Genomic DNA, 22,905 nt, shown 5'->3' on the forward strand with positions numbered 1-22,905 from the left:
CACCGTACCCACATTTCAACCCATTTTGGTTCGAAAGTACCCGCAAGCGCTGGCCACACGCCACGCAAATGAGCGTCAAACGCCTGTTTCAGGCGTCGAACGCTTCTTTTCGGAGCCTTGGTTTGGTTTTTGCATTTTCCGCTTATCGACGCTTGTTACTTGCGCACGCTCCGCCCCCAAAAGAGGCTCTGATGACCATTAGCGACGCAATTCCCCGTTTGCTGCTCGACAACTTGACCACCGCCACCATCCTGCTCGATGCCGAATTGCGCCTTGAGTACATGAATCCGGCGGCAGAGATGCTCCTGGCCATCAGCGGTCAGCGCAGCCATGGACAGTTCATCAGCGAGCTGTTCACTGAATCGACCGAAGCGCTCAACTCTTTGCGCCAGGCCGTGGAGCAGGCGCACCCGTTCACCAAGCGCGAAGCGATGCTCACCGCCCTCACCGGCCAGACCCTGACTGTGGATTACGCGGTCACGCCGATCCTCAGCAATGGCGCGACCCTATTGCTGCTGGAAGTCCACCCGCGTGACCGCTTGCTGCGGATCACCAAGGAAGAGGCGCAGCTGTCCAAGCAGGAAACCAGCAAGATGCTGGTGCGCGGTCTCGCCCACGAAATCAAGAACCCGCTGGGCGGCATCCGTGGCGCCGCGCAATTGCTGGCCCGCGAGCTGCCAGAAGAAAGCCTGCGCGACTACACCAACGTGATCATTGAAGAAGCCGACCGCCTGCGCAATCTGGTCGACCGCATGCTTGGTTCGAACAAACTGCCGTCGCTGGCCATGTGCAACGTGCACGAAGTGCTGGAGCGCGTCAGTCATCTGGTCGAAGCCGAAAGCCAGGGCTGCATCACGCTGGTGCGCGATTACGACCCGAGCATTCCCGACGTCCTGATCGACCGCGAACAAATGATTCAAGCCGTGCTGAACATTGTGCGCAATGCGATGCAGGCCATCAGCAGCCAGAACGAGCTGCGTCTGGGCCGCATCAGCCTGCGCACCCGCGCCATGCGCCAGTTCACCATCGGCCACGTCCGCCATCGTCTGGTGACCAAGATCGAGATCATCGACAACGGCCCGGGCATCCCGGCGGAACTCCAGGAAACCATTTTCTTTCCCATGGTCAGCGGTCGCCCGGACGGTACCGGGCTCGGTCTGGCCATTACCCAGAACATCATCAGCCAGCACCAGGGCCTGATCGAGTGTGACAGCCATCCCGGCCACACGACGTTCTCGATCTTTCTGCCACTGGAACAAGGAGCCACATCGACATGAGCCGTAGTGAAACCGTGTGGATCGTCGATGACGACCGTTCTATCCGTTGGGTTCTGGAAAAGGCCCTGCAGCAGGAAGGCATGACCACCCAGAGCTTCGACAGCGCCGATGGCGTGATGAGTCGTCTGGCGCGTCAGCAGCCGGACGTGATCATTTCCGACATTCGCATGCCCGGTGCCAGCGGTCTGGATCTGCTGGCGCGGATTCGCGAGCAGCACCCACGGTTGCCGGTCATCATCATGACCGCTCATTCCGATCTGGACAGCGCTGTCGCCTCTTATCAGGGCGGCGCCTTCGAGTACCTGCCGAAACCGTTCGACGTTGATGAAGCGGTTTCGCTGGTCAAACGTGCCAATCAGCACGCGCAAGAACAGCAAGGTCTGGAAGTGGTTCCGGCGCTGACCCGCACCCCGGAAATCATCGGCGAAGCGCCGGCGATGCAGGAAGTGTTTCGCGCCATCGGCCGCTTGAGCCATTCCAACATCACCGTGTTGATCAACGGCGAATCCGGCACCGGTAAAGAACTGGTAGCCCACGCCCTGCACCGCCATAGCCCGCGTGCGGCCTCGCCGTTCATTGCGCTGAACATGGCGGCGATCCCGAAAGACCTGATGGAATCCGAGCTGTTCGGCCACGAGAAAGGCGCGTTCACCGGCGCGGCCAACCTGCGGCGCGGGCGTTTCGAACAGGCTGACGGCGGCACGCTGTTCCTCGACGAAATCGGCGACATGCCGGCCGATACGCAAACCCGTTTGCTGCGCGTATTGGCTGACGGCGAGTTCTACCGCGTCGGCGGGCATGTACCGGTCAAGGTCGATGTGCGGATCATTGCCGCGACTCACCAGAATCTGGAAACCCTGGTCCACGCCGGTAAGTTCCGTGAGGACTTGTTCCACCGCCTCAACGTGATCCGCATCCACATTCCGCGCCTGTCGGACCGTCGCGAAGACATCCCGACGCTGGCCAAGCACTTCCTCAGCCGCGCCGCGCAAGAACTCGCGGTCGAGCCGAAGCTGCTGAAAAGCGAGACCGAGGAATATCTGAAGAATCTGCCGTGGGGCGGCAACGTGCGTCAGCTGGAGAATACGTGCCGCTGGATCACGGTGATGGCGTCCGGGCGCGAAGTGCACATCAGCGACCTGCCGCCGGAGCTGTTGAACCTGCCACAGGATTCAGCGCCAGTGACCAACTGGGAGCAAGCGCTGCGTCAGTGGGCCGATCAAGCGCTGGCTCGCGGCCAATCCAGCCTGCTCGACAGCGCGGTGCCGGCGTTCGAGCGGATCATGATCGAGACCGCCCTGAAGCACACGGCAGGTCGTCGTCGTGATGCGGCGGTGTTGCTCGGCTGGGGGCGTAATACCCTGACGCGCAAGATCAAGGAACTGGGGATGAAGGTCGATGGCGGGGATGATGATGAGGGGGATGAGGGCTAAGCCCTGAGTTTTTCGCTGACCGTTACATCCAATCGCGAGCAGGCTCGCTCCCACAGAGAAACGCATTCCAACTGTAGGAGTGAGCCTGCTCGCGAAGCTTTCAGGGCCTGCGTGCACCGCATCAATGCACGATGACCCGTGATCGGGCATGTCAGCCTGCTCAAAAAACATTCAATCCAGACTGAAAATCCAAAGCTGCAAATACACGAAAGCCCCGAATTACGGGGCTTTCGTGTTTCTGAGCGGGTTTTCTGTTTCCAAATGCTAAAACTGGCACGCCCCCTGCAATAACCCTTACAGGTGATTCGGTTCACTACCCGTTTCGGGGACCTTGGTACAGGCAGGCCGGGGATTCCCCTCTTTACACCCGGGCTCACACCGCACAAGCGACGAGCCCAACCCGTTTTGGGGCCCTTGATACAGGCAGGTCAGGGGTTCCTTCTTTACACAGGGCTGATGCGAACGCATCAGCCCACGCTTTTGGGAACCTTGGTACAGGCAGGCCGGGGATTCCCGCTTTTATTGCTCCCGGAGATGGATCTCCAGCCGCCAGCGGTCATCGACTTCGCTGCCGGCCCAGTCACCCTGCAGCGGCCGCGCCGCCAGCACCGTCAGCAACAAGCCCCCATCACTCACTCGCGTACGCCAATTGACGTCCTTGCCGTTGAGCTTCAACTGGCCTTTCTGCGCTTTGCCTTCGGCCTGGAACAACAGCGCCAGCGCGCCATCGACGATTTCGCCGTGCAGCTTGGGTTCGTTGTTGAACCACACCACCAGACCGCCATCAATCGTCTCGACCTGCTGCAATACGCTGGGGTCCGGTGTGGTCAGGCGACCGATCATCAAGCCGATCATCAGCCCGACAATCACCAGCGATCCGATCACTCGCGGGAATAGTTTCGAACGGTTGTCCACGGGCGGCGTAGAATGCCGCTCATCTTTACCTTCGGAGCCGTGCATGTTTCACGTCATCCTTTTTCAACCAGAAATTCCGCCGAATACCGGCAACGTTATCAGGCTGTGCGCCAACAGCGGCTGCCACCTGCATTTGATCGAACCGCTGGGCTTCGAGATGGACGACAAGCGCTTGCGCCGCGCCGGCCTCGACTACCACGAATACGCCACGCTGCAACGCCACGCTGACCTTGCCAGTTGCCTGGAAAGCCTCGGCAATCCACGGCTGTTCGCGTTCACCACCAAGGGTTCGCGACCGTTTCATGATGCCGCGTTCGTCCCGGGTGATGCGTTCATCTTCGGCCCGGAAAGCCGAGGCCTGCCGCCTGAAGTGCTGGACGCCCTGCCAGCCGATCAGCGCCTGCGCCTGCCAATGCGAGAAGGCTGCCGCAGCCTGAACCTGTCCAACACAGTAGCGGTGGCGGTGTACGAAGCCTGGCGCCAGAACGATTTCAAATAACACCGCAAAACAAATGTGGGAGCGAGCCTGCTCGCGATTACGGAGTGTCAGTCAACATTGATGTGTCTGACAGACCGCTATCGCGAGCAGGCTCGCTCCCACATGGGTGTTACCAAACCGATTACTGAACGGTCGGGGTCTCGCCGCTTTCCTGCATGCGCTGCAGTTCTTGCGCGTACAGGGCGTCAAAGTTCACCGGAGCCAGCATCAGCGCCGGGAACGAGCCACGGGTAACCAGGCTGTCCAGGGTTTCGCGAGCGTACGGGAACAGGATGTTCGGGCAGAACGCACCCAGAGTGTGGCTCATCGAAGCCGCATCCAGGTTCTTGATCAGGAAGATACCGGCCTGTTGCACTTCAGCGATGAAGGCTACTTCGTCACCGTTTTTCACGGTCACGGACAGGGTCAACACGACTTCATAGAAATCGCCTTCCAGTTCTTTTTGACGAGTGTTCAGATCCAGACCGACGGTCGGGTCCCACTGCTGGCGAAAGATCGCCGGGCTTTTCGGGGCTTCGAAGGACAAATCGCGAACGTAGATGCGCTGCAAGGAGAATTGCGGTGCGGTTTCTTCTTCGCTGGCTGCAGTGTTCTGTTGGTCAGTCATCTCAGATCCTTTCTGATCTTGGGTCTTTTAGGGATTGCTGTACGTGGGTGCAGCCGTTCAGGCCTTGAGCAGCGCGTCGAGCTTGCCCGCGCGCTCCAGGGCATACAAATCGTCACAACCGCCAATGTGCTTGCTGCCGATCCAGATCTGCGGCACGGACGTGCGTCCGGCTTTCTGGGCCATCTCGGCGCGCACCTGCGGCTTGCCATCGACCTTGATCTCTTTGAAGGCCACGCCTTTGTTCTCGAGCAGGTACTTGGCTCGTGAGCAATAAGGGCAGTAATCGCTGGAGTAGACGATGACTTTGCTCATATCACTTCACCAGCGGCAGGTTGTCGCCTTTCCAGCTGGAGATCCCGCCGGACAGCTTGGCGGCGGTGAAGCCGGATTTCATCAGCTCGCGGGCATGGGTGCCGGAGGTCTGGCCCAGGGCGTCGACCAGAATGATGGTCTTGGCCTTGTGCTTTTCCAGCTCGCCGATGCGCGCAGCCAGTTTGTCCTGGGGAATGTTGATCGCGCCAACGATATGGCCGGCGGCGTAATCCTTGGCGGTACGGATGTCGACCACCACGCCTGCGTCCTTGTTGACCAGTGCGGTCAATTCGCCGGTGCTCAGGCTTTTACCGCCGCCCTGCATGGTATGCGCAAGCAGCAGAGCCAGCAGTACGACGAAGATACCGACAAGAATGTAGTGGTTAGTGGCAAATTCAATCAGGTGAGCAACCATCGAAGGAGGTTCCAGGGCGTTAAAATGTCGGCCAGTATACACAGCCACTATGGTGGGCCAAACCCCGTCCGGCGGTGACGCGGTCGGAACTTCGCTTTAAACTGCCACTCACTTTTCCATCGCCCTCTTTTAACTCAGCCACGAGTGGATTCCATGACTACTACGCCTAAACCTTTGGTCCTGATGATTCTCGACGGCTTCGGTCACAGCGAGAGCCACGAATCCAACGCCGTGTATGCGGCGAAGAAGCCTGTACTTGATCGCCTGTGGGCCACCGTGCCGAACGGCCTGATCTCCGGCAGCGGCATGGACGTCGGCCTGCCCGACGGTCAAATGGGCAACTCCGAAGTCGGCCACATGAACCTCGGGGCCGGCCGCGTGGTGTATCAGGACTTCACCCGCGTGACCAAATCGATCCGCGATGGCGAGTTCTTCGAGAACCCGACCATCTGCGCCGCTGTGGATAAAGCCGTGGCCGCCGGCAAGGCCGTGCATTTCATGGGCCTGCTGTCGGATGGCGGTGTACACAGCCACCAGGATCACCTGGTCGCAATGGCCGAACTGGCCTTCAAGCGCGGCGCTGAAAAAATCTATCTGCACGCCTTCCTCGATGGTCGCGACACGCCACCGAAAAGCGCTGCATCGTTCATCGAACTGCTCGACACGACTTTCCAGGCACTCGGCAAGGGCCGTATCGCCAGCATCGTTGGCCGTTACTTCGCGATGGATCGCGACAACCGCTGGGATCGCGTCTCCCAGGCCTACAACCTGATCGTTGATGGCAAAAGCGAATTCAACGCCGCCACCGCTCAGGAAGGTCTGGAAGCTGCTTACGCTCGTGGCGAAAGCGACGAATTCGTCAAAGCCACCACAATCGGCGAGCCGGTCAAGGTCGAAGATGGCGATGCGGTGATCTTCATGAACTTCCGCGCCGACCGCGCCCGTGAGCTGACCCGGGTATTCGTTGAGGACGGTTTCAAGGAGTTCGAACGCGCGCGCCAGCCGAAACTGGCCGGTTTCGTGATGCTCACCCAATACGCCGCAAGCATTCCTGCGCCATCGGCCTTCGCCGCCGGCAGCCTGGAAAACGTGCTCGGTGATTACCTGGCGAAAAACGGCAAAACCCAGCTGCGTATCGCCGAAACCGAGAAGTACGCGCACGTGACCTTCTTCTTCTCCGGCGGTCGCGAAGAACCGTTCCCGGGCGAAGAACGCATCCTGATCCCGTCGCCGAAAGTCGCCACGTACGACTTGCAGCCGGAAATGAGCGCTCCGGAAGTCACCGACCGCATCGTCGAGGCTATCGAAAACCAGCGTTACGACGTGATCGTGGTCAACTACGCCAACGGCGACATGGTCGGCCACAGCGGCGTGTTTGATGCGGCGGTAAAAGCCGTGGAATGCCTGGATGCCTGCGTCGGCCGCATCGTCGAGGCGCTGGAAAAGGTCGGCGGTGAAGCGCTGATCACTGCCGACCACGGCAACTGCGAGAAAATGTCCGACGAAGAAACCCACCAGGCGCACACCGCGCACACCACCGAGCCGGTGCCGTTCATTTACGTCGGCAAGCGTGACCTCAAGGTGCGTGAAGGCGGCGTGCTGGCCGACGTGGCACCGACCATGCTGAAACTGCTGGGCCTGGAAAAGCCTGCAGAAATGACCGGCACCTCGATTCTGGTGTAATCCGGATCACTGAAGTACTGCAAAAACCTGTGGGAGCTGGCTTGCCAGCGATAGCAATCTGACAGCCAACGACTATGTTGAATGTGCAGACGCCATCGCTGGCAAGCCAGCTCCCACATTGGTTTATGGTGGTTTCAAAGATTAATTTCGGCTGTATCTCTGGCCAGTTATCACACAGCCCCAATTGGGCGTTTTTTTTGCAGCCTCGGGCGGGCATACTAGGCCGTCCATTACCCTGGTGCCGCCCGCCTCTATGCTCCGCGTCCTGATTGCCCTCGCTCTGACTTGCCTGCTCCAACCGGCCTTCGCTGACGAGCGCGCGCAAACCCAACAGCAGTTGGACGCCACGCGTCAGGACATTGCCGAGCTGAAAAAGCTGCTGGGCAAGCTCCAGGAAGAAAAATCCGGCGTGCAGAAAGAGCTCAAAGGCACCGAAACCGAGATGGGCAAGCTCGAGAAGCAGGTCGATGCCCTGCAAAAAGAGCTGAAGAAAAGCGAATCCGAGCTGCAGCGACTCGATGGAGAGAAAAAAAAACTCCAGAGCGCGCGCACTGAACAGCAGCGACTGATCGCCATCCAGGCCCGTGCGGCCTATCAGAATGGCCGTCAGGAATACCTCAAACTGCTGCTCAATCAGCAGAATCCCGAGAAGTTCGCCCGCACCCTCACCTATTACGATTACCTGAGCCAGGCCCGCCTGGAGCAGTTGAAGAACTTCAACGAAACCCTGCGCCAACTGGCCAATGTCGAAAAAGACATCTCCATGCAGCAAGCGCAATTGCTGGTGCAGAAAAGCAGCCTCGACAGCCAGCGCGACGAACTCGACAAGGTCCGCAAGGAACGCCAGCAAGTCCTCGCCAAGCTCAGCGACGACGTGAAGGCCCGCGACCAGAAACTGGCAGCCCGCGAGCAGGATCAGGCAGACCTGTCTAAAGTCCTTAAAACCATTGAAGAAACCCTGGCCCGCCAGGCCCGTGAGGCAGAAGAAGCGCGACAGAAAGCGCTGATCGCCCAGCAGGAAGCCGAAAAAAAGCGTTTGCGTGAGGCGCAGGCTGAAAACAGCGACGCCCCACGTAAACCGGTCAAGTCCACACCTGGCGCGCTGGTTTCCAGCAGTGGCGAGACCTTCGGCGGCCCTTTTGCTGCAACCCGGGGAAAACTTCCATGGCCGGTTGATGGTCGATTGCTGGCACGCTTCGGCGAAACCCGTGGCGACGACACCCGCACCAAGTGGGACGGCGTGATGATCAGCGCCTCCGCCGGCAGCCAGGTGCATGCCGTGCACGGTGGTCGTGTGGTGTTCGCCGACTGGTTGCGCGGTGCCGGGCTGCTGGTGATTCTCGACCACGGCAACGGTTTTCTGAGTCTTTATGGTCACAACCAGACGCTGCTCAAGTCGGCCGGTGACGTGGTAAAAGCCGGTGAGTCGATCTCCACTGTCGGCAACAGTGGCGGTCAGGACACACCAGCGCTGTATTTCGCAATTCGTCAGCAGGGTCACCCGAGTGATCCGGCGCAATGGTGCCACGCGCAAGGATAGGCGTTGAGTCACCTACATTAGGAGTTCGTTCGACATGCTGCATTTGTCCCGTCTTACCTCGCTGGCCCTGACGATCGCCCTGGTGATCGGCGCGCCTCTGGCGTTCGCCGCTCAACCGGCCCCGGCCGTCGCTCCGGCAGGCACTGCTGCGACCTCCAAGGCCCCGTTGCCTTTGGAAGAGTTGCGCACCTTTGCCGAGGTCATGGACCGGATCAAAGCCGCCTATGTCGAACCGGTCGACGACAAGACCCTGCTGGAGAACGCGATCAAGGGCATGCTCAGCAACCTCGATCCGCACTCCGCCTACCTGGGCCCTGAAGACTTCACCGAGTTGCAGGAAAGCACCAGCGGCGAGTTCGGCGGTCTGGGCATTGAAGTCGGCTCCGAAGACGGCTTCATCAAAGTCGTGTCGCCAATCGACGACACCCCGGCATCGAAGGCTGGCATTCAGGCCGGCGACTTCATCGTCAAGATCAATGGCCAGCCGACTCGCGGCCAGACCATGACCGAAGCCGTGGACAAGATGCGCGGCAAGATCGGCCAGAAAATCACCCTGACCCTGGTTCGCGATGGCGGCACGCCGTTCGACGTGACCCTGGCTCGCGCCGTGATTCAGGTGAAGAGCGTCAAGTCGCAGCTGCTGGAATCGGGCTACGGCTACATCCGCATCACTCAGTTCCAGGTCAAGACCGGCGAAGAGGTCTCCAAGGCCCTGGCCAAGATGCGCAAGGACAACGGCAAGAAGCTCAACGGCATCATTCTCGACCTGCGTAACAACCCGGGCGGCGTGTTGCAGGCAGCTGTTGAAGTGGTCGACCACTTCGTCACCAAAGGTCTGATCGTTTACACCAAGGGCCGGATCGCCAACTCCGAACTGCGCTTCTCCGCCACCGGCAAGGACGAAAGCGAAGCCGTGCCAATGGTCGTGCTGATCAACGGTGGCAGCGCCTCGGCGTCGGAAATCGTTGCCGGTGCCTTGCAGGATCTGAAACGCGCCGTGGTCATGGGCACCACCAGTTTCGGCAAAGGCTCGGTACAAACCGTGCTGCCACTGAACAACGACCGCGCACTGAAAATCACCACCGCGCTGTACTTCACGCCTAACGGTCGCTCGATCCAGGCTCAGGGCATCGTCCCGGACATCGAAGTACGCAAGGCCAAGATCACCAACGAGGCGGACGGCGACTACTTCAAGGAAGCCGACCTGCAAGGTCACCTCGGCAACGGCAATGGCGGCGCGGACAAACCGACCGGCTCCGGCGCCAAGGCCAAGGCAATGCCGCAGGATGACGACTACCAACTGGCCCAGGCCCTGAGCCTGCTCAAAGGCCTGAGCATCACGTCCGGCCGTTGAGGATGTCTTTGCGTTTCGTCTTCGTTCTACTGTGCTGTCTGGCGGGTGCTGCTCATGCAGAACCCGCCACCTCCACGCCTCACAAGGCTTACCTGACGCTGATCATCGATGACCTGGGGCAAAACCTGCCCCGGGATCGTCGCGTGCTGGCCCTCCCCGGCCCGGTGACCACGGCGATCATGCCCGACACCCCGCACGCCACCGAATTCGCCCGCGAAGCCCATCGCGCCGGCAAGATCGTGATCCTGCACATGCCGATGGACCCCGCCACCGGCCCCTATGCCTGGCACCCTGAACTGCCGCTGGAAGAACTCGAAAAGCGCCTCGACGCAGCCTTCAAAATGGTCCCCTATACCGCTGGCATCAATAACCACATGGGCAGTCGCATGACAGCGCAACCGGTGGCCATGGCGTGGTTAATGGGCGAGTTGCAGCGCCGCCACAAGTTCTTCGTCGACAGCCGCACCAGCGCGCAAACCGTCGCCGCGCAGCAAGCGCAGAAAATTGATCTGGCGAGTGTCTCAAGGGATGTATTTCTTGATGACGAGCGCACCGAGGCAGCGATTTATACGCAGTTGCAGACGGCGATCAACCTGGCGCGCAAGCAAGGTTCGGCAGTGATGATCGGACACCCATACCCGCAGACGCTGGCGGTGCTGGAGCGAGAGTTACCGAAACTGAAAGCTCAGGGAATTGAGTGGATTGATATCAAGCAGATGATCAGTTTGCGCAGCAATCGCGCGACCTCCGCACATGGCAAAAACGGTATTTATCGATAACCTCTTCAGCCCCCTTCAATTGCGATAACTCTCTTCAAGTCATAACCAATAACAACTTCAACCCTTTCGAAAAACAAAAACTGATTTAGTCTAGCCCGCTCTTGAGCATTCGAAGCTCACACGACCAGGGACTGGCCATGATTAAATCACCACCTGCATTAACGTTAGTTGCGCTTGCCTTCACATCAACACTTACAAATGCTACACCTCTTGATTATGGTGATGGTGCCGAAAATTTTGCCGAGCCAGGCTACTTAAAAAACAAAGATGGAAAATTCGACTACTGGCGCGGTATCGGCCGCTTTTCCGGCCCTCTGCCTGGCTATTGCACCGCTTTTATAATCGATACAAAAAGCCAGAGTGATGCCGACCCTGTTTATGCATTGACCAGCGCGCACTGTGTAAGCAAGAAAAACGGCATTATTGAGGTAGATAAACCAATCGAAGGCGCTATTACCTTCAACTACTTTATTGATACCGAAGACGCTTACCAATCTTTCCCGCTGAAGAAAGTTATCTGGAGCAGTATTCAAGGTGTTGACATTGCCATCCTCGAATTGAACACAACACAGGGAGAACTCAAGGATTCCAGGATCACCCCGCTGAAACTGGCCAGCATGGCGCCACCCGAAAACACTGACATTCTGATAGTCAACGCCGCCAGTACGACACCACTGAGGGCTGCAGCGTGCGTCCAGCATGCATCCGCCGCCCTGTTTGAAAAGCCCTGGGTATGGCGCCACAGCGTCCGAAATCAATGCGCCGGCATCAGCGGAGGCAGTTCCGGCAGTCCCGTTCTCGTTAGATCCACCAACGAGGTGTACGCCGTACTGGGTACACGAGCCATGGACGTGACACGACTGCCGGGCTATGACTATGTAGAAAAGAGTAACTACGGTAGCCCGACTGCACTGATCGACGACTGCTTTATCAACGGAAAAATCAATACAAACCCTGACAGCTGCCAACTTTTCCCCAGCGCCTCTCTGTCACTTCCGTCAGATATAAATGAATATGCAAAAATATCGACTGGAAAAGACGGGGTTTCGGTATTTCCGAGTTGGAGTTTCCCCATCAATGCCAGCACTCGGTACTATCGCTACAAAAAAGTCAAAGACCCTGTCGAGTGCGAAAATCCGCACAACTATAGTCATTCATTAGAAGCCAATAGTTCTTACCTAAATGTAGAGATCGGGCCCACGCCAGGAATCAACAATCTTTGTATTGTCACAACAGACAGCACGGATAAATTACTGCCTGCGGGCACTTATAAAAACTCCGTTACCATTCCAGCTTATCTTCATCCCGCAGGCCCGACACCCATGGCCGACGTAACTTTCTTCTACATGAGAGAGTACAACCGGGTGTCAATCGAATGGCCAGAGAGAAAGATCGATGGCATCGCCTATTATCAAAGAAAGCACGGTAATCCGGAAACAATCGACTGCAATATCCCTCAAGGCTATGCGACTGTAAATTCGAACATGATACGACGGGAAAGCAATTTCCCCATGAAAGTCTGCAGTATCGCCTACGACACAAATAACCAAGCTTCGCCCGTACGCGAATACATCATGGGGTGGAGCGACATCACAGGTAGCGCGCCATGATCTCGTCTACCACACCGTCCTTGCGCATCTGATCCAGCGCAGCTTGCAGTTTGGTGACGATTTCCTCAGGTACATCCTTGTTCAGCGCCAGGTAAAGCTCGGCGCTGTTGAAACGCAGCACCGTCTTGAGCCCGGTCACGCCGTCCTGTCGCGCCAGATAACGGCCGGCAGGATCGCCGGTGGCCCAAAGATCGATCTGGCCACTGACCAGTTTCTTCGCGTTGTCCTGATCACGCAGCACCACGACTGGTTTCAAGCCTTGCTTGTTCAGCGTCTCGGCAATCGCGTCACCCTTGTAGGCACCGATCTTGTACTTGCGCGCATCGTTGAGTGTTTCGAGGGTGATCTTGCTATCGGCCCTGGCCAACATGATCCAGTCATCCGGGCCAATCGGGCCGACCCATTTGAAGAGTTTTTCGCGATCCGGCAGGCGCGCCATCACGAACGCACCGTAACCTGGATTTTCCAGCGCCTGTTTGTAGACTCGTTCCCACGGGAAACGCAGCGTCAGGCTATAGGTGAGCCCGGCACGCTTGAACATTTCGCGCACGATGTCGGCAGCGATGCCGTCGATATTCTCGTCTTTGGCGAAGTTCTTGCCGTCTTTCGCCATGTTGTATGGCGGGAAGTTTTCGGTGAGGAGCACCAGATCGGTGTCGGGACTGTTTTCGGCTCGAGCGGTGTTGAGCAACAACACAGAGGCACTGGCGAGAACAAGAAGCAGGCGTTTGATCATGTCGGGCTACCGAAATCCATGGCGTGCCCAAGAGTGCCTTGGGTACGCCATGCTGTCCACTGGCCTGTACGGTTTAACGCATTACGATTCCGCGATGAGCCATATACGCCTTGGCTTCCTGCACGGTGTATTCGCCGAAGTGGAAAATACTCGCCGCCAACACTGCACTGGCGTGACCTTCGAGGATGCCGTCAGCCAGATGCTGCAAGTTGCCGACACCGCCGGAGGCGATCACCGGAATGCCCAGCGCATCGCTGATGGCGCGGGTCACGCCGAGGTCAAAGCCGTTTTTCATGCCGTCCTGATCCATGCTGGTCAGGAGGATTTCACCGGCACCCAGGCCTTCCATCTTCTTCGCCCACTCGACTGCGTCGAGACCGGTCGGCTTGCGCCCGCCGTGGGTGAAGATTTCCCAGCGCGGGGTTTCGCCCGGGCCGGAAACCTTCTTCGCGTCGATGGCGACGACGATGCATTGCGAGCCGAAATGCTGCGCTGCTTCGCCGACGAATTCCGGGTTGAATACAGCTGCGGTGTTGATCGAAACCTTGTCCGCACCCGCATTCAGCAGGTTGCGAATGTCCTGCACGGTGCGCACGCCACCGCCCACGGTCAGCGGGATGAATACCTGGCTGGCCATGCGTTCAACGGTATGCAACGTGGTGTCGCGGCCATCGACACTGGCGGTGATGTCGAGAAAGGTAATCTCGTCGGCACCCTGCTCGTCATAGCGACGGGCGATTTCCACCGGGTCGCCGGCATCGCGGATGTTTTCGAACTTCACACCTTTGACGACCCGGCCGTTATCCACGTCCAGGCAAGGGATGATGCGTTTGGCCAGCGCCATGGTCAGTCCTCAGCCTTTGTACGAATCGCAGAAAGCTTGCGCTTCGGCGACGTCGAGGGTGCCTTCGTAGATCGCCCGGCCAGTGATGGCGCCGATGATGCCCGGTGCCTTGGCATCGAGCAGCGACTTGATGTCACCGAGGTTATGGATGCCGCCGGAAGCGATCACCGGGATCTTCGTTGCAGCGGCCAGCGCAGCGGTGAATGGCACGTTGCAGCCCTGCATCATGCCGTCTTTGGCGATGTCGGTATAAACGATCGAAGACACGCCGTCTGCTTCAAACTGTTTGGCCAGGTCGATGACCTGCACGGTGCTGATTTCAGCCCAGCCGTCGGTGGCGACGAAACCGTCCTTGGCATCCAGGCCAACGATGATTTTGCCCGGGAAGGCGCGGCAGGCTTCAGCAACGAAGGCCGGATCTTTCACCGCTTTGGTGCCGATGATCACGTAGCTCACGCCAGCCTTGACGTAGTGCTCGATGGTTTCCAGCGAACGGATGCCGCCGCCGATCTGGATCGGCAGGTTCGGATAACGCTTGGCAATCGCGGTGACGACTTCGCCGTTGACTGGCTGGCCTTCGAACGCGCCGTTCAGATCGACCAGATGCAGACGACGGCAACCGCCCTCCACCCACTTGGCAGCCATGCTCACCGGGTCATCGGAGAACACCGTGGAATCTTCCATGCGGCCTTGGCGCAGACGTACGCAGGCACCGTCTTTAAGATCGATAGCGGGAATAATCAGCATCTGGCAAACCTTCAAATTTGAATGTTCAGCTTGGCTCGGAAATCAGTGTTTCTCGAGCGCCCACAGGTCGCTTTCGATGCTTTCAAACCGCTCTTTGAGGTGGGTCTGCGCATCGAAAATCGCCCTGTTGTAATAGTGCGGAGCAATTTCACGGGTAAACAGCTCAAGAATTTCCGCCGCTTCGAACGAACCCAGGTCCAGTTCAAAGCGATCTTCCATGAACCGCTGAATCTTGCGATTGGCCTCGCTCTCCTGCTCGGGAGTAAGGGTCAGAATCGGCGGCTTGGTCTTCTTGGCGGCCATTTACCAGCGACCGTCCCACGCGGCGAAGTTCTGCAGCAATTGCAGGCCATGGGTATGGCTCTTCTCCGGGTGGAACTGCACGGCGAAACGCGAGCCTTCAGCCAGCGCAGCAGCGAAATCGACACCGTAATGACCGCCGCCCACCACCTGCCGTGGATTACCGGCGGCGATGTAGTAGCTGTGCACGAAGTAGAAACGCGCCAGGTCCGGAATGTTGTGCCACAGCGGGTGATCCACCGACTGCTTCACTTCGTTCCAGCCCATATGCGGGACCTTCAAGTGTTCGCCGTCTTCATGCAGGTCTTTGCCGAAGAACTTCACCGCGCCCGGGAACAGGCCGATGCAGTCGACGCCGTCGTTCTCTTCACTGCTGTCGAGCAAGGCTTGCATGCCAACGCAGATACCGAGGAACGGCCGATCCTGGCTGACTTCACGCACCAGCGAGTCGAAACCCAGGCGACGGATTTCAGCCATGCAGTCGCGAATCGCGCCAACGCCGGGGAAAACCACCCGGTCGGCTTCGCGGATCACCGCGGCATCGCTGGTGATCAGCACTTTGCCGGCACCGACGTGCTCGAGGGCCTTGGCCACCGAGTGCAGGTTGCCCATGCCGTAATCGATTACCGCAACCGTCTGCATTACAGAACGCCTTTGGTCGATGGCATCTGACCGGCCATGCGGTCATCGAGCTCAACAGCCATGCGCAGTGCGCGGCCGAAAGCCTTGAACACGGTTTCGATCTGGTGGTGGGTGTTGGTGCCGCGCAGGTTGTCGATATGCAGGCTGACGAGTGCGTGGTTGACGAAGCCCTGAAAGAATTCCTGGAACAGGTCAACGTCGAAGCCGCCAACGGTGGCACGGGTGTAAGGCACGTGCATTTGCAGGCCCGGACGACCGGAGAAGTCGATCACCACGCGCGACAGCGCTTCATCGAGCGGCACGTAGGCGTGGCCGTAGCGACGGATGCCTTTCTTGTCGCCGATGGCTTTGGCAAAGGCCTGGCCGAGGGTGATACCGACGTCTTCCACGGTATGGTGGTCGTCGATATGCAGGTCGCCCTTGCTGACAATATCCAGGTCGATCAGCCCGTGACGGGCGATCTGGTCCAGCATGTGCTCAAGAAAAGGAACACCGATATCGAATCGGGCCTTTCCGGTGCCATCAAGATTGATCGAGGCTTTAATCTGGGTTTCCAGAGTATCGCGCTCGACTGACGCCTTACGTTCGGCCATCACCAGCTCCGCAAAATCATTGGGCGAAAAAGGCAGCCATTATAGGGGCGCGGGCGGGAAACAGAAACACGAGACGTGATATGGCTGACGGATAGAACCCCCGGCTGTCGCGGGTAGACATGTCCATACAAGCCATTTCGGACACATCAAAAACAAATGTGGGAGCGAGCTTGCTCGCGAAAGCGGTGGATCAGTCAACATTGATGTCGGCTGATATGACCCCTTCGCGAGCAAGCTCGCTCCCACAGGTTCGGTGTTTATGCAGCTAACACCTTAGTGAAACAGTACCGCCGTTTTCTGCAGGGTTACCCAAACGCCCCACGCCAACGGAATGCCCACCACCAGCCATGCAGCGATTGCCAGCGGCTTGCTGCCCGGCGCGGCTTTCCACTCCAGAACGGTGCTCGCGTCAGCACCCTTGTCGTGGCCCAGCGCCTGTTCGGCAGCCAGTTCAGCGTCAGTCATGAAGTACTTGTCGGCCACCGGACGCACCAGCATGTTGCACAGGAAGCCCAGCACCAGCAGACCGGCGAGGATGTACAGGGTGATGTCGTAAGCGGCAGCGCGTTCAACGCCGATGCTCAACTGATATTCACGCAGGTAGTTCACCAACACCGGACCCAGCACGCCCGCCGCCGCCCACGCCGTCAGAAGACGACCGTGGATCGCGCCGACCATTTGCGTACCGAACAGGTCGGCCAGATAGGCCGGAACGGTGGCAAAACCGCCGCCGTACATCGACAGGATGATGCAGAACGCCGCCACGAACAGCGCAACGTTACCCAGATGCCCGAGGTTCGGGATCAGCGCGTACAAGGCAAAACCCAGCGCAAAGAACACGAAGTAAGTGTTTTTGCGGCCCAGGTAGTCCGAGAACGATGCCCAGAAGAACCGGCCACCGATGTTGAACAGGCTCAGCAGACCCGTGAAACCGGCAGCAATTGCGGCAATCGAAGCCAGTTGTCCGGCGTCCAGTTGACCGAATGGCAGATCCACACCGATCAATTTGCCGCCGAATACTTCCTGCAACAGTGGCGAGGCCATGCCGAGGATGCCGATACCGGCCGACACGTTCAGGCACAGCACCAGCCACACCAGACGGAATTGCGGGGTTTTCCACGCCACGTTCACATGGACGTGACGGTGGGTGATCATCGAGTTCGACGCTTTTTTCGCCGGAGCGGTCCAGCCTTCAGGCTTCCAGCCGGTTGGCGGAACGCGGTACGACAGTGCGCCGCCGATCATGAACACGAAGTAGATCGCGGCCATCACCAGGAAGCTCTGCCACACGCCGACGCTGGTCGGCGAAGCGAAGTGGCCCATCAGCGCTGCAGCGAGTGGTGCACCGACCATCGCGCCGCCACCGAAGCCCATGATCGCCATACCGGTGGCCATGCCGCGCTTGTCCGGGAACCACTTGATCAGGGTCGAGACCGGCGAAATGTAGCCCAGGCCCAGACCGATACCGCCGATCACGCCCGAGCCGATCCACATCAGCCAGATCTGGTGGGTATAGATACCCAGCGCCGAGATCAGCAGACCGCCACACCAGCACAGTGCGGAAACCACACCGGCCTTGCGCGGGCCTGCGTGTTCCAGCCAGCCGCCCCAGATCGCTGCCGAGCAGCCGAGGAAGATGAAGAACAGGGTGTAGATCCAGCCGAGCATCGAGATCGGCCAGTCACATTGCGAGGAGAAGACCTGTGCGATGAAGCTCATGTCCGGCGCGCAAGCCACCGGTGAGGTGACGCCCAGCGCCTTGGACAACGGCAACCAGAACACCGAGAAACCGTAGGCCATGCCGATGCACAAGTGGATGGCCAATGCGGCCGGTGGTACCAGCCAGCGGTTGAAACCGGGCTTGGCGATGATGCGTTCCTTGGACAGGAACGCGGGCTGGTCGGCTTTGAGGCCGTCCGCCGTGATGCTCGTGCTCATTGTGTATCCCCCATTATTAGTATGGTTCGCCAGCCACTATTCACCCTCGGCCTTATGCACGCAGGCATGACCGTTTTTGTGGGTGAAGCTCCTTGAAGGCGCGACGTTAAGTCGCAGAAGGACGGACGAACGGGCGAAGGTTACCATTTGCAGGTGACAGAAAAACCAAACTGACATCACCTTTTTCATGTCATCTGATCTCCTAACGTGCAGGAGCTGCGGAACGCTGCTCCTGCATAAAGCGCCTCGAGAGGAAAATTCATGCCGGTTATTGTTCAGACGCTTGAAAATCCGAGTTATCAGGATCAGCAGGATTTGCAGAAAATCTATCGCGATGCGCCCGAATGGTTGTTCGCGCCCTTTGCCGGGGAGTCGGACCTGATCGAAAGCGCGCTGGCCGACAGCTCATTGATTACCGGACGTTTCAATGACCGCCTGCTCGGCGCAGGGCGTTTGCAAAGGCACGGCAGCGTTTGGTACTTGTCACATTTGTGTGTGCGAAAAGTTACCCGACGCCGTGGTGTTGCCGAGCGTTTGGTGAACCAAGCGCAAAAAATGGCGTCGCAAGCGGGTGCCGAACTACGCCTGCAAGCGCCTGCCGGGCACCTTGAGGCACAAGCGCTGGCCGCCAAATTGAATGTGGCGCTGGACATAGTGGCAACATGAACCCACACCGAACCGGGCAAATGCAGCGCTATACTCCCCGGCTAAATTACGAATTCGACTAACTACAAGGACTCGCCCATGAAAGCGTTCGGCAAAATCCTGGGTCTGGTACTCCTCGGGCTGTTGCTGATCATTGTGGCGGCGGGCTTCGCCCTGACCCACCTCTTCGATCCCAACGACTACAAAGACGAGATCCGCCAGATAGCCCGCGACAAGGCCCACATCGAGCTGACGCTCAATGGCGATATCGGCTGGAGCCTGTTCCCGTGGCTCGGCCTCGAACTGCACGAGGCCAGCGTTGCGACGCTGATCAAGCCTGACGAACCGTTCGCCGATCTGCAGATGCTCGGCCTGTCCGTGCGCGTGTTGCCGCTGCTGCGCCGTGAGGTACAGATGAGCGACGTGCGCGTCGAAGGCCTGAACCTGCGCCTCAATCGCGACAAGGACGGTCACGGCAACTGGGAAGACATCGGCAAGTTGCCGACACCTGCCGCTCCGGCTGGCAGCACGCCGCCTGCCAGCGAACCTGTTGCAGAGGCCACCCCGCAGCCGGAGAAACCGCCGCAGCCAATCCGCCTCGACATCGACAGCCTGACTGTCAACAACGCCCGCGTTGAATACAACGACGAGAAGACCGGCAAGCAGTTCAGCGCCGAAAGCATCCAGCTGAGCAGCGGTGCGATACACGATTCGACCAATATTCCATTGAAAGCCACTGCGTTCCTCAGCACCAATCAGCCTGTGTTGCGGGTTCGCACCGAACTGACCGGCGAACTGCGCATTGAACGCGCCCTGCAACGCTACAAGTTCGAAGACATGAAGCTGTCCGGCGAATTGACCGGCGACCCGCTGCAAGGCAAGACCATGACCTTCTCCGCCCAGGGCCAGATAGCGCTGGACAAGGCAGCGAACGTCGCCGAATGGACCGGGATCAAGATCTCCGCCAACCAGTTGCGCGCCCTCGGTGAATTGAAGGCCAACGACCTCGACAAGACGCCACAGATCAGCGGCGGGATTTCCATCGCGCAGTTCGATCTGGCGAAATTCGTCGACAGCATCGGCCAGAAACTGCCGGCCATGGCCGAAGGCAGCCTGAGCAAAGTCGAACTGGTCAGCCGCATTTCGGCCACGCCGAGCAGCCTGGCGCTGGACAACATCAATCTGAAACTCGACGACAGCAGCTTCAGTGGTCGCATCGCCGTGGAAGACTTCGCCAAGCAATCGCTGCGCGCGATCCTCAAGGCTGACACTTTCAACGTCGACCGCTACTTGCCGCCGAAATCCGCGCAGAACGCCAACGCCACACAAGCGCGTCAGGCTGAAGTCGCCAGCACCGAGGCCGATGCCATGGCCGGCGCTGGCAGTACGCCGCTGCCGGACAAACCGAGCAAAAGTGCCTGGAGCACCGAGCGCCTGTTGCCGGTCGAGCGCCTGGCCAAACTTGATGTCGACGCTGACCTGACGTTCGGCCAGTTGACTCTCGACAAGTTGCCGATCCAGAACGCCGCACTCAAGGCCACCGGCCAGGGCGGCCTGCTGACCCTGAGCAATCTGAGCGGCGAGCTGTACAACGGCGGTTTCGAAGCCAAGGGCACGCTGGATGTACGCCCGAGCGCGCCAGTGCTGAACCTGCAGACAAAAATCAACCGGGTGCCGGTGGAGAAAATCCTCGAAAGCCAAGGCAAGAACCCACCGGTCAAAGGTCTGGTGACACTCACCAGCAATGTCACCGGCAGCGGCAACAGCCAGCAGGCGCTGATCGACACCCTCAACGGTAACGCCAGTTTCGTGATCAACAACGGCGTGTTGCTCAACGCCAACCTTGAGCAGCAACTGTGCAAAGGCATCGCCACCCTTAATCGCAAGACCCTTAGCGGCGAACCGCGAGGCAAGGACACGCCGTTCCAGGAGCTCAAGGGCAACCTGACCTTCCGCAACGGCGTGGCCAGCAACCCTGACCTGAAGGTGCGTATCCCGGGCATGACGGTGAACGGTGACGGCGACATCGACCTAAAAGTGCTGGGCATGGATTACCGCGTCGGCATCATCGTCGAAGGCGATACCGGCGCCATGCCGGACCCGGCCTGTCAGGTCGGCGACAAGTTCGTCGGCATCGAGTGGCCGCTGCGCTGCCGTGGCCCGCTGGAACTGGGCGCCAAGGCTTGCCGTCTGGACAACGAACGCATGGGCCAGGTCGCAACCAAACTGGCCGGCGACAAACTCAGTGAAAAAATCGACGAGAAACTCGGCGACAAGGTCAGCCCGGAATTGAAAAACGCATTGAAAGGTCTGTTCAAACGATGAGAGCGGAGCAGTTTTCAACGGCGGTGCTGGAATGGTTCGACCGCCATGGCCGCCACGATCTGCCCTGGCAGCAGGGCATCAACCCGTATCGGGTGTGGGTCTCGGAAATCATGTTGCAGCAGACCCAGGTCAGCACCGTGCTCAACTATTTCGACCGGTTCATGGCCGCACTGCCGACGGTCGAAGCGCTGGCCGAGGCGCCGGAAGACGAAGTGCTGCACCTGTGGACAGGTCTGGGTTACTACACCCGAGCGCGCAATTTGCAGAAGACCGCGAAGATTGTCGTCAGCCAGTACGACGGCGAGTTTCCGCGTGATGTGGAAAAACTGGTTGATCTGCCGGGCATCGGCCTGTCCACCGCTGGCGCCATCGCGAGCATCAGCATGGGCCTGCGTGCGCCGATCCTCGACGGTAACGTCAAACGCGTGCTGGCGCGCTTTACCGCGCAAGAGGGCTACCCCGGCGAACCCAAGGTCGCCAAACAGCTGTGGGCCAACGCAGAGCGCTTTACGCCGCATGACCGAGTCAACGCCTACACCCAGGCAATGATGGATCTGGGCGCCACGCTGTGTACGCGCAGCAAGCCGAGTTGCCTGCTGTGTCCGCTGGAAAAGGGCTGCGAAGCGCACATGCTCGGGCTGGAGACGCGTTACCCGATCCCCAAGCCGCGCAAAGCCATCCCGCAGAAACGCACGCTGATGCCAATGCTGGCCAACGGTGACGGCGCGATCTTGCTTTATCGCCGCCCGTCCAGCGGCCTATGGGGCGGTTTATGGAGCCTGCCGGAACTCGACGACCTCGACGACCTGCAACATCTCGCCGATCAGCACTCGCTGGCGATGGGCGAGCAGCAAGCACTGCCAACCCTCGTCCACACGTTCAGCCATTTTCAGTTGTCCATCGAACCCTGGCTGGTTCAGGTACAGGAGGCCAGCCACCACGTGGCCGAGGCCGACTGGCTCTGGTATAACCTCGCCACCCCGCCGCGCCTGGGCCTCGCCGCCCCGGTCAAGACCTTGCTCGAACGCGCGGCCGCCGTATTGAATGCAGGAGTATCGCCATGACCCGCACCGTAATGTGCCGCAAGTACAAAGAACAACTCGAAGGCCTGGAGCGCGCTCCATACCCTGGCCCTAAAGGCCAGGACATCTTCGAACACATCTCGGCCAAGGCCTGGGCAGACTGGCAAAAGCACCAGACCCTGCTGATCAACGAAAAACGCCTGAACATGATGAACGGCGAAGATCGTAAATTTCTGCAGGGCGAAATGGACAAGTACTTCTCCGGCGAGGAATACGCCCAGGCTGAAGGCTACGTTCCGCCAGCGGAATAATCCCGAGAAATCGGGGGTCGGATCGTAAGCGACGGAATTAATTTAAGAAATTTTAAAAAAGTCGTTGACGTAAATCCGAAAAACCCTTTTAATGCGCCCCGTTGCCCAGATAGCTCAGTCGGTAGAGCAGGGGATTGAAAATCCCCGTGTCGGCGGTTCGATTCCGTCTCTGGGCACCAAATACCGAAAACCCTGAATCGCAAGATTCAGGGTTTTTTTATGCCTGCGATTTAACCAGGCGCTGTTTCGTACCAGCGAAGCACCGAAAAACCCCCCTTCCCTCCCCCTCTCCCTTCGCCCCCCAACAATTGCCAGTAACGCCTGACAGCCTCCAGGTCAAAGATCCTACAAGCGCTGGTTATCGTCTCCGCAAAAGTC

The 22,905-nt window shown here is 59.0% G+C and carries 23 protein-coding genes and 1 tRNA gene; 13 read left to right on the top strand and 11 right to left on the bottom strand.

Annotated features, from left to right (window positions below; all coding sequences use genetic code 11):
* Positions 1-191 precede the first annotated feature (191 nt).
* Positions 192-1,277, top strand: a complete 1,086-nt coding sequence (gene glnL, locus ACTWLJ_RS05210; protein ID WP_401220381.1) for a nitrogen regulation protein NR(II) — start codon at positions 192-194, stop codon at positions 1,275-1,277.
* On the top strand, positions 1,274-2,710 hold the full coding sequence (gene ntrC / locus ACTWLJ_RS05215) for a nitrogen regulation protein NR(I) (protein WP_007909238.1): 1,437 nt from the start codon (positions 1,274-1,276) through the stop codon (positions 2,708-2,710). The genes glnL and ntrC overlap by 4 nt, the downstream gene beginning before the upstream one ends.
* Positions 2,711-3,229: 519 nt before the next feature.
* On the opposite strand, the gene ACTWLJ_RS05220 is transcribed toward ntrC, so the two are convergent.
* Positions 3,230-3,670 carry a hypothetical protein gene (locus ACTWLJ_RS05220; RefSeq protein WP_445180110.1) on the bottom strand — a complete coding sequence of 147 codons (441 nt, stop codon included), beginning with the start codon at positions 3,668-3,670 and terminating at the stop codon, positions 3,230-3,232.
* On the opposite strand from ACTWLJ_RS05220, the gene ACTWLJ_RS05225 reads away from it, so the two are divergent.
* Positions 3,669-4,124: a tRNA (cytidine(34)-2'-O)-methyltransferase gene (locus ACTWLJ_RS05225; RefSeq protein ID WP_064117042.1), complete on the top strand. Its 456-nt coding sequence runs from the start codon at positions 3,669-3,671 to the stop codon at positions 4,122-4,124. The genes ACTWLJ_RS05220 and ACTWLJ_RS05225 overlap by 2 nt on opposite strands.
* 121 nt (positions 4,125-4,245) lie before the next feature.
* Here ACTWLJ_RS05225 and secB read toward each other — a convergent pair whose 3' ends face one another.
* From secB to ACTWLJ_RS05240, 3 genes are read right to left on the bottom strand one after another with little or no spacing between them, the layout of a single operon-like run.
* Positions 4,246-4,731, bottom strand: coding sequence for a protein-export chaperone SecB (gene secB, locus ACTWLJ_RS05230; RefSeq protein ID WP_008080562.1), 486 nt, complete (start codon positions 4,729-4,731; stop codon positions 4,246-4,248).
* A 57-nt stretch (positions 4,732-4,788) separates the two neighbouring features.
* Positions 4,789-5,043 carry a glutaredoxin 3 gene (gene grxC / locus ACTWLJ_RS05235; protein ID WP_445180111.1) on the bottom strand — a complete coding sequence of 85 codons (255 nt, stop codon included), beginning with the start codon at positions 5,041-5,043 and terminating at the stop codon, positions 4,789-4,791.
* A gap of 1 nt (position 5,044) precedes the next feature.
* On the bottom strand, positions 5,045-5,458 hold the full coding sequence (locus ACTWLJ_RS05240; RefSeq protein ID WP_445180112.1) for a rhodanese-like domain-containing protein: 414 nt from the start codon (positions 5,456-5,458) through the stop codon (positions 5,045-5,047).
* A 153-nt stretch (positions 5,459-5,611) separates the two neighbouring features.
* Between ACTWLJ_RS05240 and gpmI the strand changes: the two genes are divergently transcribed.
* The 5 genes from gpmI (at position 5,612) to ACTWLJ_RS05265 (ending at position 12,424) form a co-directional block, all read left to right on the top strand.
* On the top strand, positions 5,612-7,141 hold the full coding sequence (gene gpmI, locus ACTWLJ_RS05245) for a 2,3-bisphosphoglycerate-independent phosphoglycerate mutase (protein ID WP_445180113.1): 1,530 nt from the start codon (positions 5,612-5,614) through the stop codon (positions 7,139-7,141).
* 253 nt (positions 7,142-7,394) lie between these two features.
* Positions 7,395-8,681 (top strand): murein hydrolase activator EnvC family protein, encoded by a 1,287-nt coding sequence (locus tag ACTWLJ_RS05250; protein WP_445180114.1) that lies wholly within the window; start codon positions 7,395-7,397, stop codon positions 8,679-8,681.
* Between the two features lie 34 nt (positions 8,682-8,715).
* A complete protein-coding gene (locus ACTWLJ_RS05255) occupies positions 8,716-10,035 on the top strand; it encodes a S41 family peptidase (protein WP_401220369.1) in 1,320 nt (439 codons plus the stop codon).
* Positions 10,036-10,037: 2 nt separating this feature from the next.
* On the top strand, positions 10,038-10,814 hold the full coding sequence (locus ACTWLJ_RS05260; protein ID WP_445180115.1) for a divergent polysaccharide deacetylase family protein: 777 nt from the start codon (positions 10,038-10,040) through the stop codon (positions 10,812-10,814).
* A gap of 137 nt (positions 10,815-10,951) precedes the next feature.
* Positions 10,952-12,424, top strand: coding sequence for a trypsin-like peptidase domain-containing protein (locus ACTWLJ_RS05265; protein ID WP_445180116.1), 1,473 nt, complete (start codon positions 10,952-10,954; stop codon positions 12,422-12,424).
* On the opposite strand, the gene ACTWLJ_RS05270 is transcribed toward ACTWLJ_RS05265, so the two are convergent.
* From ACTWLJ_RS05270 to ACTWLJ_RS05300, 7 genes are all read right to left on the bottom strand, one after another.
* Positions 12,405-13,160 (bottom strand): substrate-binding periplasmic protein, encoded by a 756-nt coding sequence (locus tag ACTWLJ_RS05270; RefSeq protein ID WP_445180117.1) that lies wholly within the window; start codon positions 13,158-13,160, stop codon positions 12,405-12,407. The two genes, ACTWLJ_RS05265 and ACTWLJ_RS05270, sit on opposite strands and share 20 nt — an antisense overlap.
* 73 nt (positions 13,161-13,233) lie before the next feature.
* Entirely contained in the window at positions 13,234-14,004 is a 771-nt protein-coding gene (gene hisF, locus ACTWLJ_RS05275) for an imidazole glycerol phosphate synthase subunit HisF (RefSeq protein ID WP_007897430.1), read from the bottom strand.
* Between the two features lie 9 nt (positions 14,005-14,013).
* Entirely contained in the window at positions 14,014-14,751 is a 738-nt protein-coding gene (gene hisA, locus ACTWLJ_RS05280; RefSeq protein WP_014336098.1) for a 1-(5-phosphoribosyl)-5-[(5-phosphoribosylamino)methylideneamino]imidazole-4-carboxamide isomerase, read from the bottom strand.
* 42 nt (positions 14,752-14,793) lie between these two features.
* Entirely contained in the window at positions 14,794-15,054 is a 261-nt protein-coding gene (locus ACTWLJ_RS05285; RefSeq protein ID WP_401219864.1) for a DUF2164 domain-containing protein, read from the bottom strand.
* Positions 15,055-15,693, bottom strand: a complete 639-nt coding sequence (gene hisH / locus ACTWLJ_RS05290; protein ID WP_401219866.1) for an imidazole glycerol phosphate synthase subunit HisH — start codon at positions 15,691-15,693, stop codon at positions 15,055-15,057.
* The gene (gene hisB, locus ACTWLJ_RS05295) at positions 15,693-16,286 is read right to left on the bottom strand and encodes an imidazoleglycerol-phosphate dehydratase HisB (RefSeq protein WP_003218037.1); all 594 of its coding nucleotides are present in this window, start codon (positions 16,284-16,286) and stop codon (positions 15,693-15,695) included. Before hisB ends, hisH begins: the two co-directional genes overlap by 1 nt.
* Positions 16,287-16,559: 273 nt before the next feature.
* On the bottom strand, positions 16,560-18,224 hold the full coding sequence (locus ACTWLJ_RS05300) for an OFA family MFS transporter (RefSeq protein WP_445180118.1): 1,665 nt from the start codon (positions 18,222-18,224) through the stop codon (positions 16,560-16,562).
* Between the two features lie 261 nt (positions 18,225-18,485).
* On the opposite strand from ACTWLJ_RS05300, the gene ACTWLJ_RS05305 reads away from it, so the two are divergent.
* The 5 genes from ACTWLJ_RS05305 to ACTWLJ_RS05325 all read left to right on the top strand — a co-directional run bounded on the left by ACTWLJ_RS05305 (position 18,486) and on the right by ACTWLJ_RS05325 (position 22,706).
* A complete protein-coding gene (locus ACTWLJ_RS05305; protein ID WP_445180119.1) occupies positions 18,486-18,890 on the top strand; it encodes an acetyl-CoA sensor PanZ family protein in 405 nt (134 codons plus the stop codon).
* 78 nt (positions 18,891-18,968) lie between these two features.
* A complete protein-coding gene (locus tag ACTWLJ_RS05310) occupies positions 18,969-21,194 on the top strand; it encodes an AsmA family protein (RefSeq protein ID WP_401219873.1) in 2,226 nt (741 codons plus the stop codon).
* Positions 21,191-22,258 (top strand): A/G-specific adenine glycosylase, encoded by a 1,068-nt coding sequence (mutY, locus tag ACTWLJ_RS05315; RefSeq protein WP_445180120.1) that lies wholly within the window; start codon positions 21,191-21,193, stop codon positions 22,256-22,258. The genes ACTWLJ_RS05310 and mutY overlap by 4 nt, the downstream gene beginning before the upstream one ends.
* The gene (locus ACTWLJ_RS05320) at positions 22,255-22,527 is read left to right on the top strand and encodes an oxidative damage protection protein (protein ID WP_401219879.1); all 273 of its coding nucleotides are present in this window, start codon (positions 22,255-22,257) and stop codon (positions 22,525-22,527) included. Before mutY ends, ACTWLJ_RS05320 begins: the two co-directional genes overlap by 4 nt.
* A gap of 103 nt (positions 22,528-22,630) precedes the next feature.
* Positions 22,631-22,706: transfer RNA gene (locus ACTWLJ_RS05325), tRNA-Phe, on the top strand.
* The last annotated feature ends 199 nt before the right edge of the window (positions 22,707-22,905 follow it).

It is taken from the genome of Pseudomonas sp. McL0111 (assembly GCF_052567255.1).

What these genes read in the sequence shown, in the direction of transcription:
- glnL (WP_401220381.1), top strand. Translation starts at nt 192, where the DNA reads ATGACCATTAGCGACGCAATTCCCCGTTTGCTGCTCGACAACTTGACC.
- ntrC (WP_007909238.1), top strand. Translation starts at nt 1,274, where the DNA reads ATGAGCCGTAGTGAAACCGTGTGGATCGTCGATGACGACCGTTCTATC.
- ACTWLJ_RS05225 (WP_064117042.1), top strand. Translation starts at nt 3,669, where the DNA reads ATGTTTCACGTCATCCTTTTTCAACCAGAAATTCCGCCGAATACCGGC.
- ACTWLJ_RS05220 (WP_445180110.1), bottom strand. Translation starts at nt 3,670, where the DNA reads ATGCACGGCTCCGAAGGTAAAGATGAGCGGCATTCTACGCCGCCCGTG.
- secB (WP_008080562.1), bottom strand. Translation starts at nt 4,731, where the DNA reads ATGACTGACCAACAGAACACTGCAGCCAGCGAAGAAGAAACCGCACCG.
- grxC (WP_445180111.1), bottom strand. Translation starts at nt 5,043, where the DNA reads ATGAGCAAAGTCATCGTCTACTCCAGCGATTACTGCCCTTATTGCTCA.
- ACTWLJ_RS05240 (WP_445180112.1), bottom strand. Translation starts at nt 5,458, where the DNA reads ATGGTTGCTCACCTGATTGAATTTGCCACTAACCACTACATTCTTGTC.
- gpmI (WP_445180113.1), top strand. Translation starts at nt 5,612, where the DNA reads ATGACTACTACGCCTAAACCTTTGGTCCTGATGATTCTCGACGGCTTC.
- ACTWLJ_RS05250 (WP_445180114.1), top strand. Translation starts at nt 7,395, where the DNA reads ATGCTCCGCGTCCTGATTGCCCTCGCTCTGACTTGCCTGCTCCAACCG.
- ACTWLJ_RS05255 (WP_401220369.1), top strand. Translation starts at nt 8,716, where the DNA reads ATGCTGCATTTGTCCCGTCTTACCTCGCTGGCCCTGACGATCGCCCTG.
- ACTWLJ_RS05260 (WP_445180115.1), top strand. Translation starts at nt 10,038, where the DNA reads ATGTCTTTGCGTTTCGTCTTCGTTCTACTGTGCTGTCTGGCGGGTGCT.
- ACTWLJ_RS05265 (WP_445180116.1), top strand. Translation starts at nt 10,952, where the DNA reads ATGATTAAATCACCACCTGCATTAACGTTAGTTGCGCTTGCCTTCACA.
- ACTWLJ_RS05270 (WP_445180117.1), bottom strand. Translation starts at nt 13,160, where the DNA reads ATGATCAAACGCCTGCTTCTTGTTCTCGCCAGTGCCTCTGTGTTGTTG.
- hisF (WP_007897430.1), bottom strand. Translation starts at nt 14,004, where the DNA reads ATGGCGCTGGCCAAACGCATCATCCCTTGCCTGGACGTGGATAACGGC.
- hisA (WP_014336098.1), bottom strand. Translation starts at nt 14,751, where the DNA reads ATGCTGATTATTCCCGCTATCGATCTTAAAGACGGTGCCTGCGTACGT.
- ACTWLJ_RS05285 (WP_401219864.1), bottom strand. Translation starts at nt 15,054, where the DNA reads ATGGCCGCCAAGAAGACCAAGCCGCCGATTCTGACCCTTACTCCCGAG.
- hisH (WP_401219866.1), bottom strand. Translation starts at nt 15,693, where the DNA reads ATGCAGACGGTTGCGGTAATCGATTACGGCATGGGCAACCTGCACTCG.
- hisB (WP_003218037.1), bottom strand. Translation starts at nt 16,286, where the DNA reads ATGGCCGAACGTAAGGCGTCAGTCGAGCGCGATACTCTGGAAACCCAG.
- ACTWLJ_RS05300 (WP_445180118.1), bottom strand. Translation starts at nt 18,224, where the DNA reads ATGAGCACGAGCATCACGGCGGACGGCCTCAAAGCCGACCAGCCCGCG.
- ACTWLJ_RS05305 (WP_445180119.1), top strand. Translation starts at nt 18,486, where the DNA reads ATGCCGGTTATTGTTCAGACGCTTGAAAATCCGAGTTATCAGGATCAG.
- ACTWLJ_RS05310 (WP_401219873.1), top strand. Translation starts at nt 18,969, where the DNA reads ATGAAAGCGTTCGGCAAAATCCTGGGTCTGGTACTCCTCGGGCTGTTG.
- mutY (WP_445180120.1), top strand. Translation starts at nt 21,191, where the DNA reads ATGAGAGCGGAGCAGTTTTCAACGGCGGTGCTGGAATGGTTCGACCGC.
- ACTWLJ_RS05320 (WP_401219879.1), top strand. Translation starts at nt 22,255, where the DNA reads ATGACCCGCACCGTAATGTGCCGCAAGTACAAAGAACAACTCGAAGGC.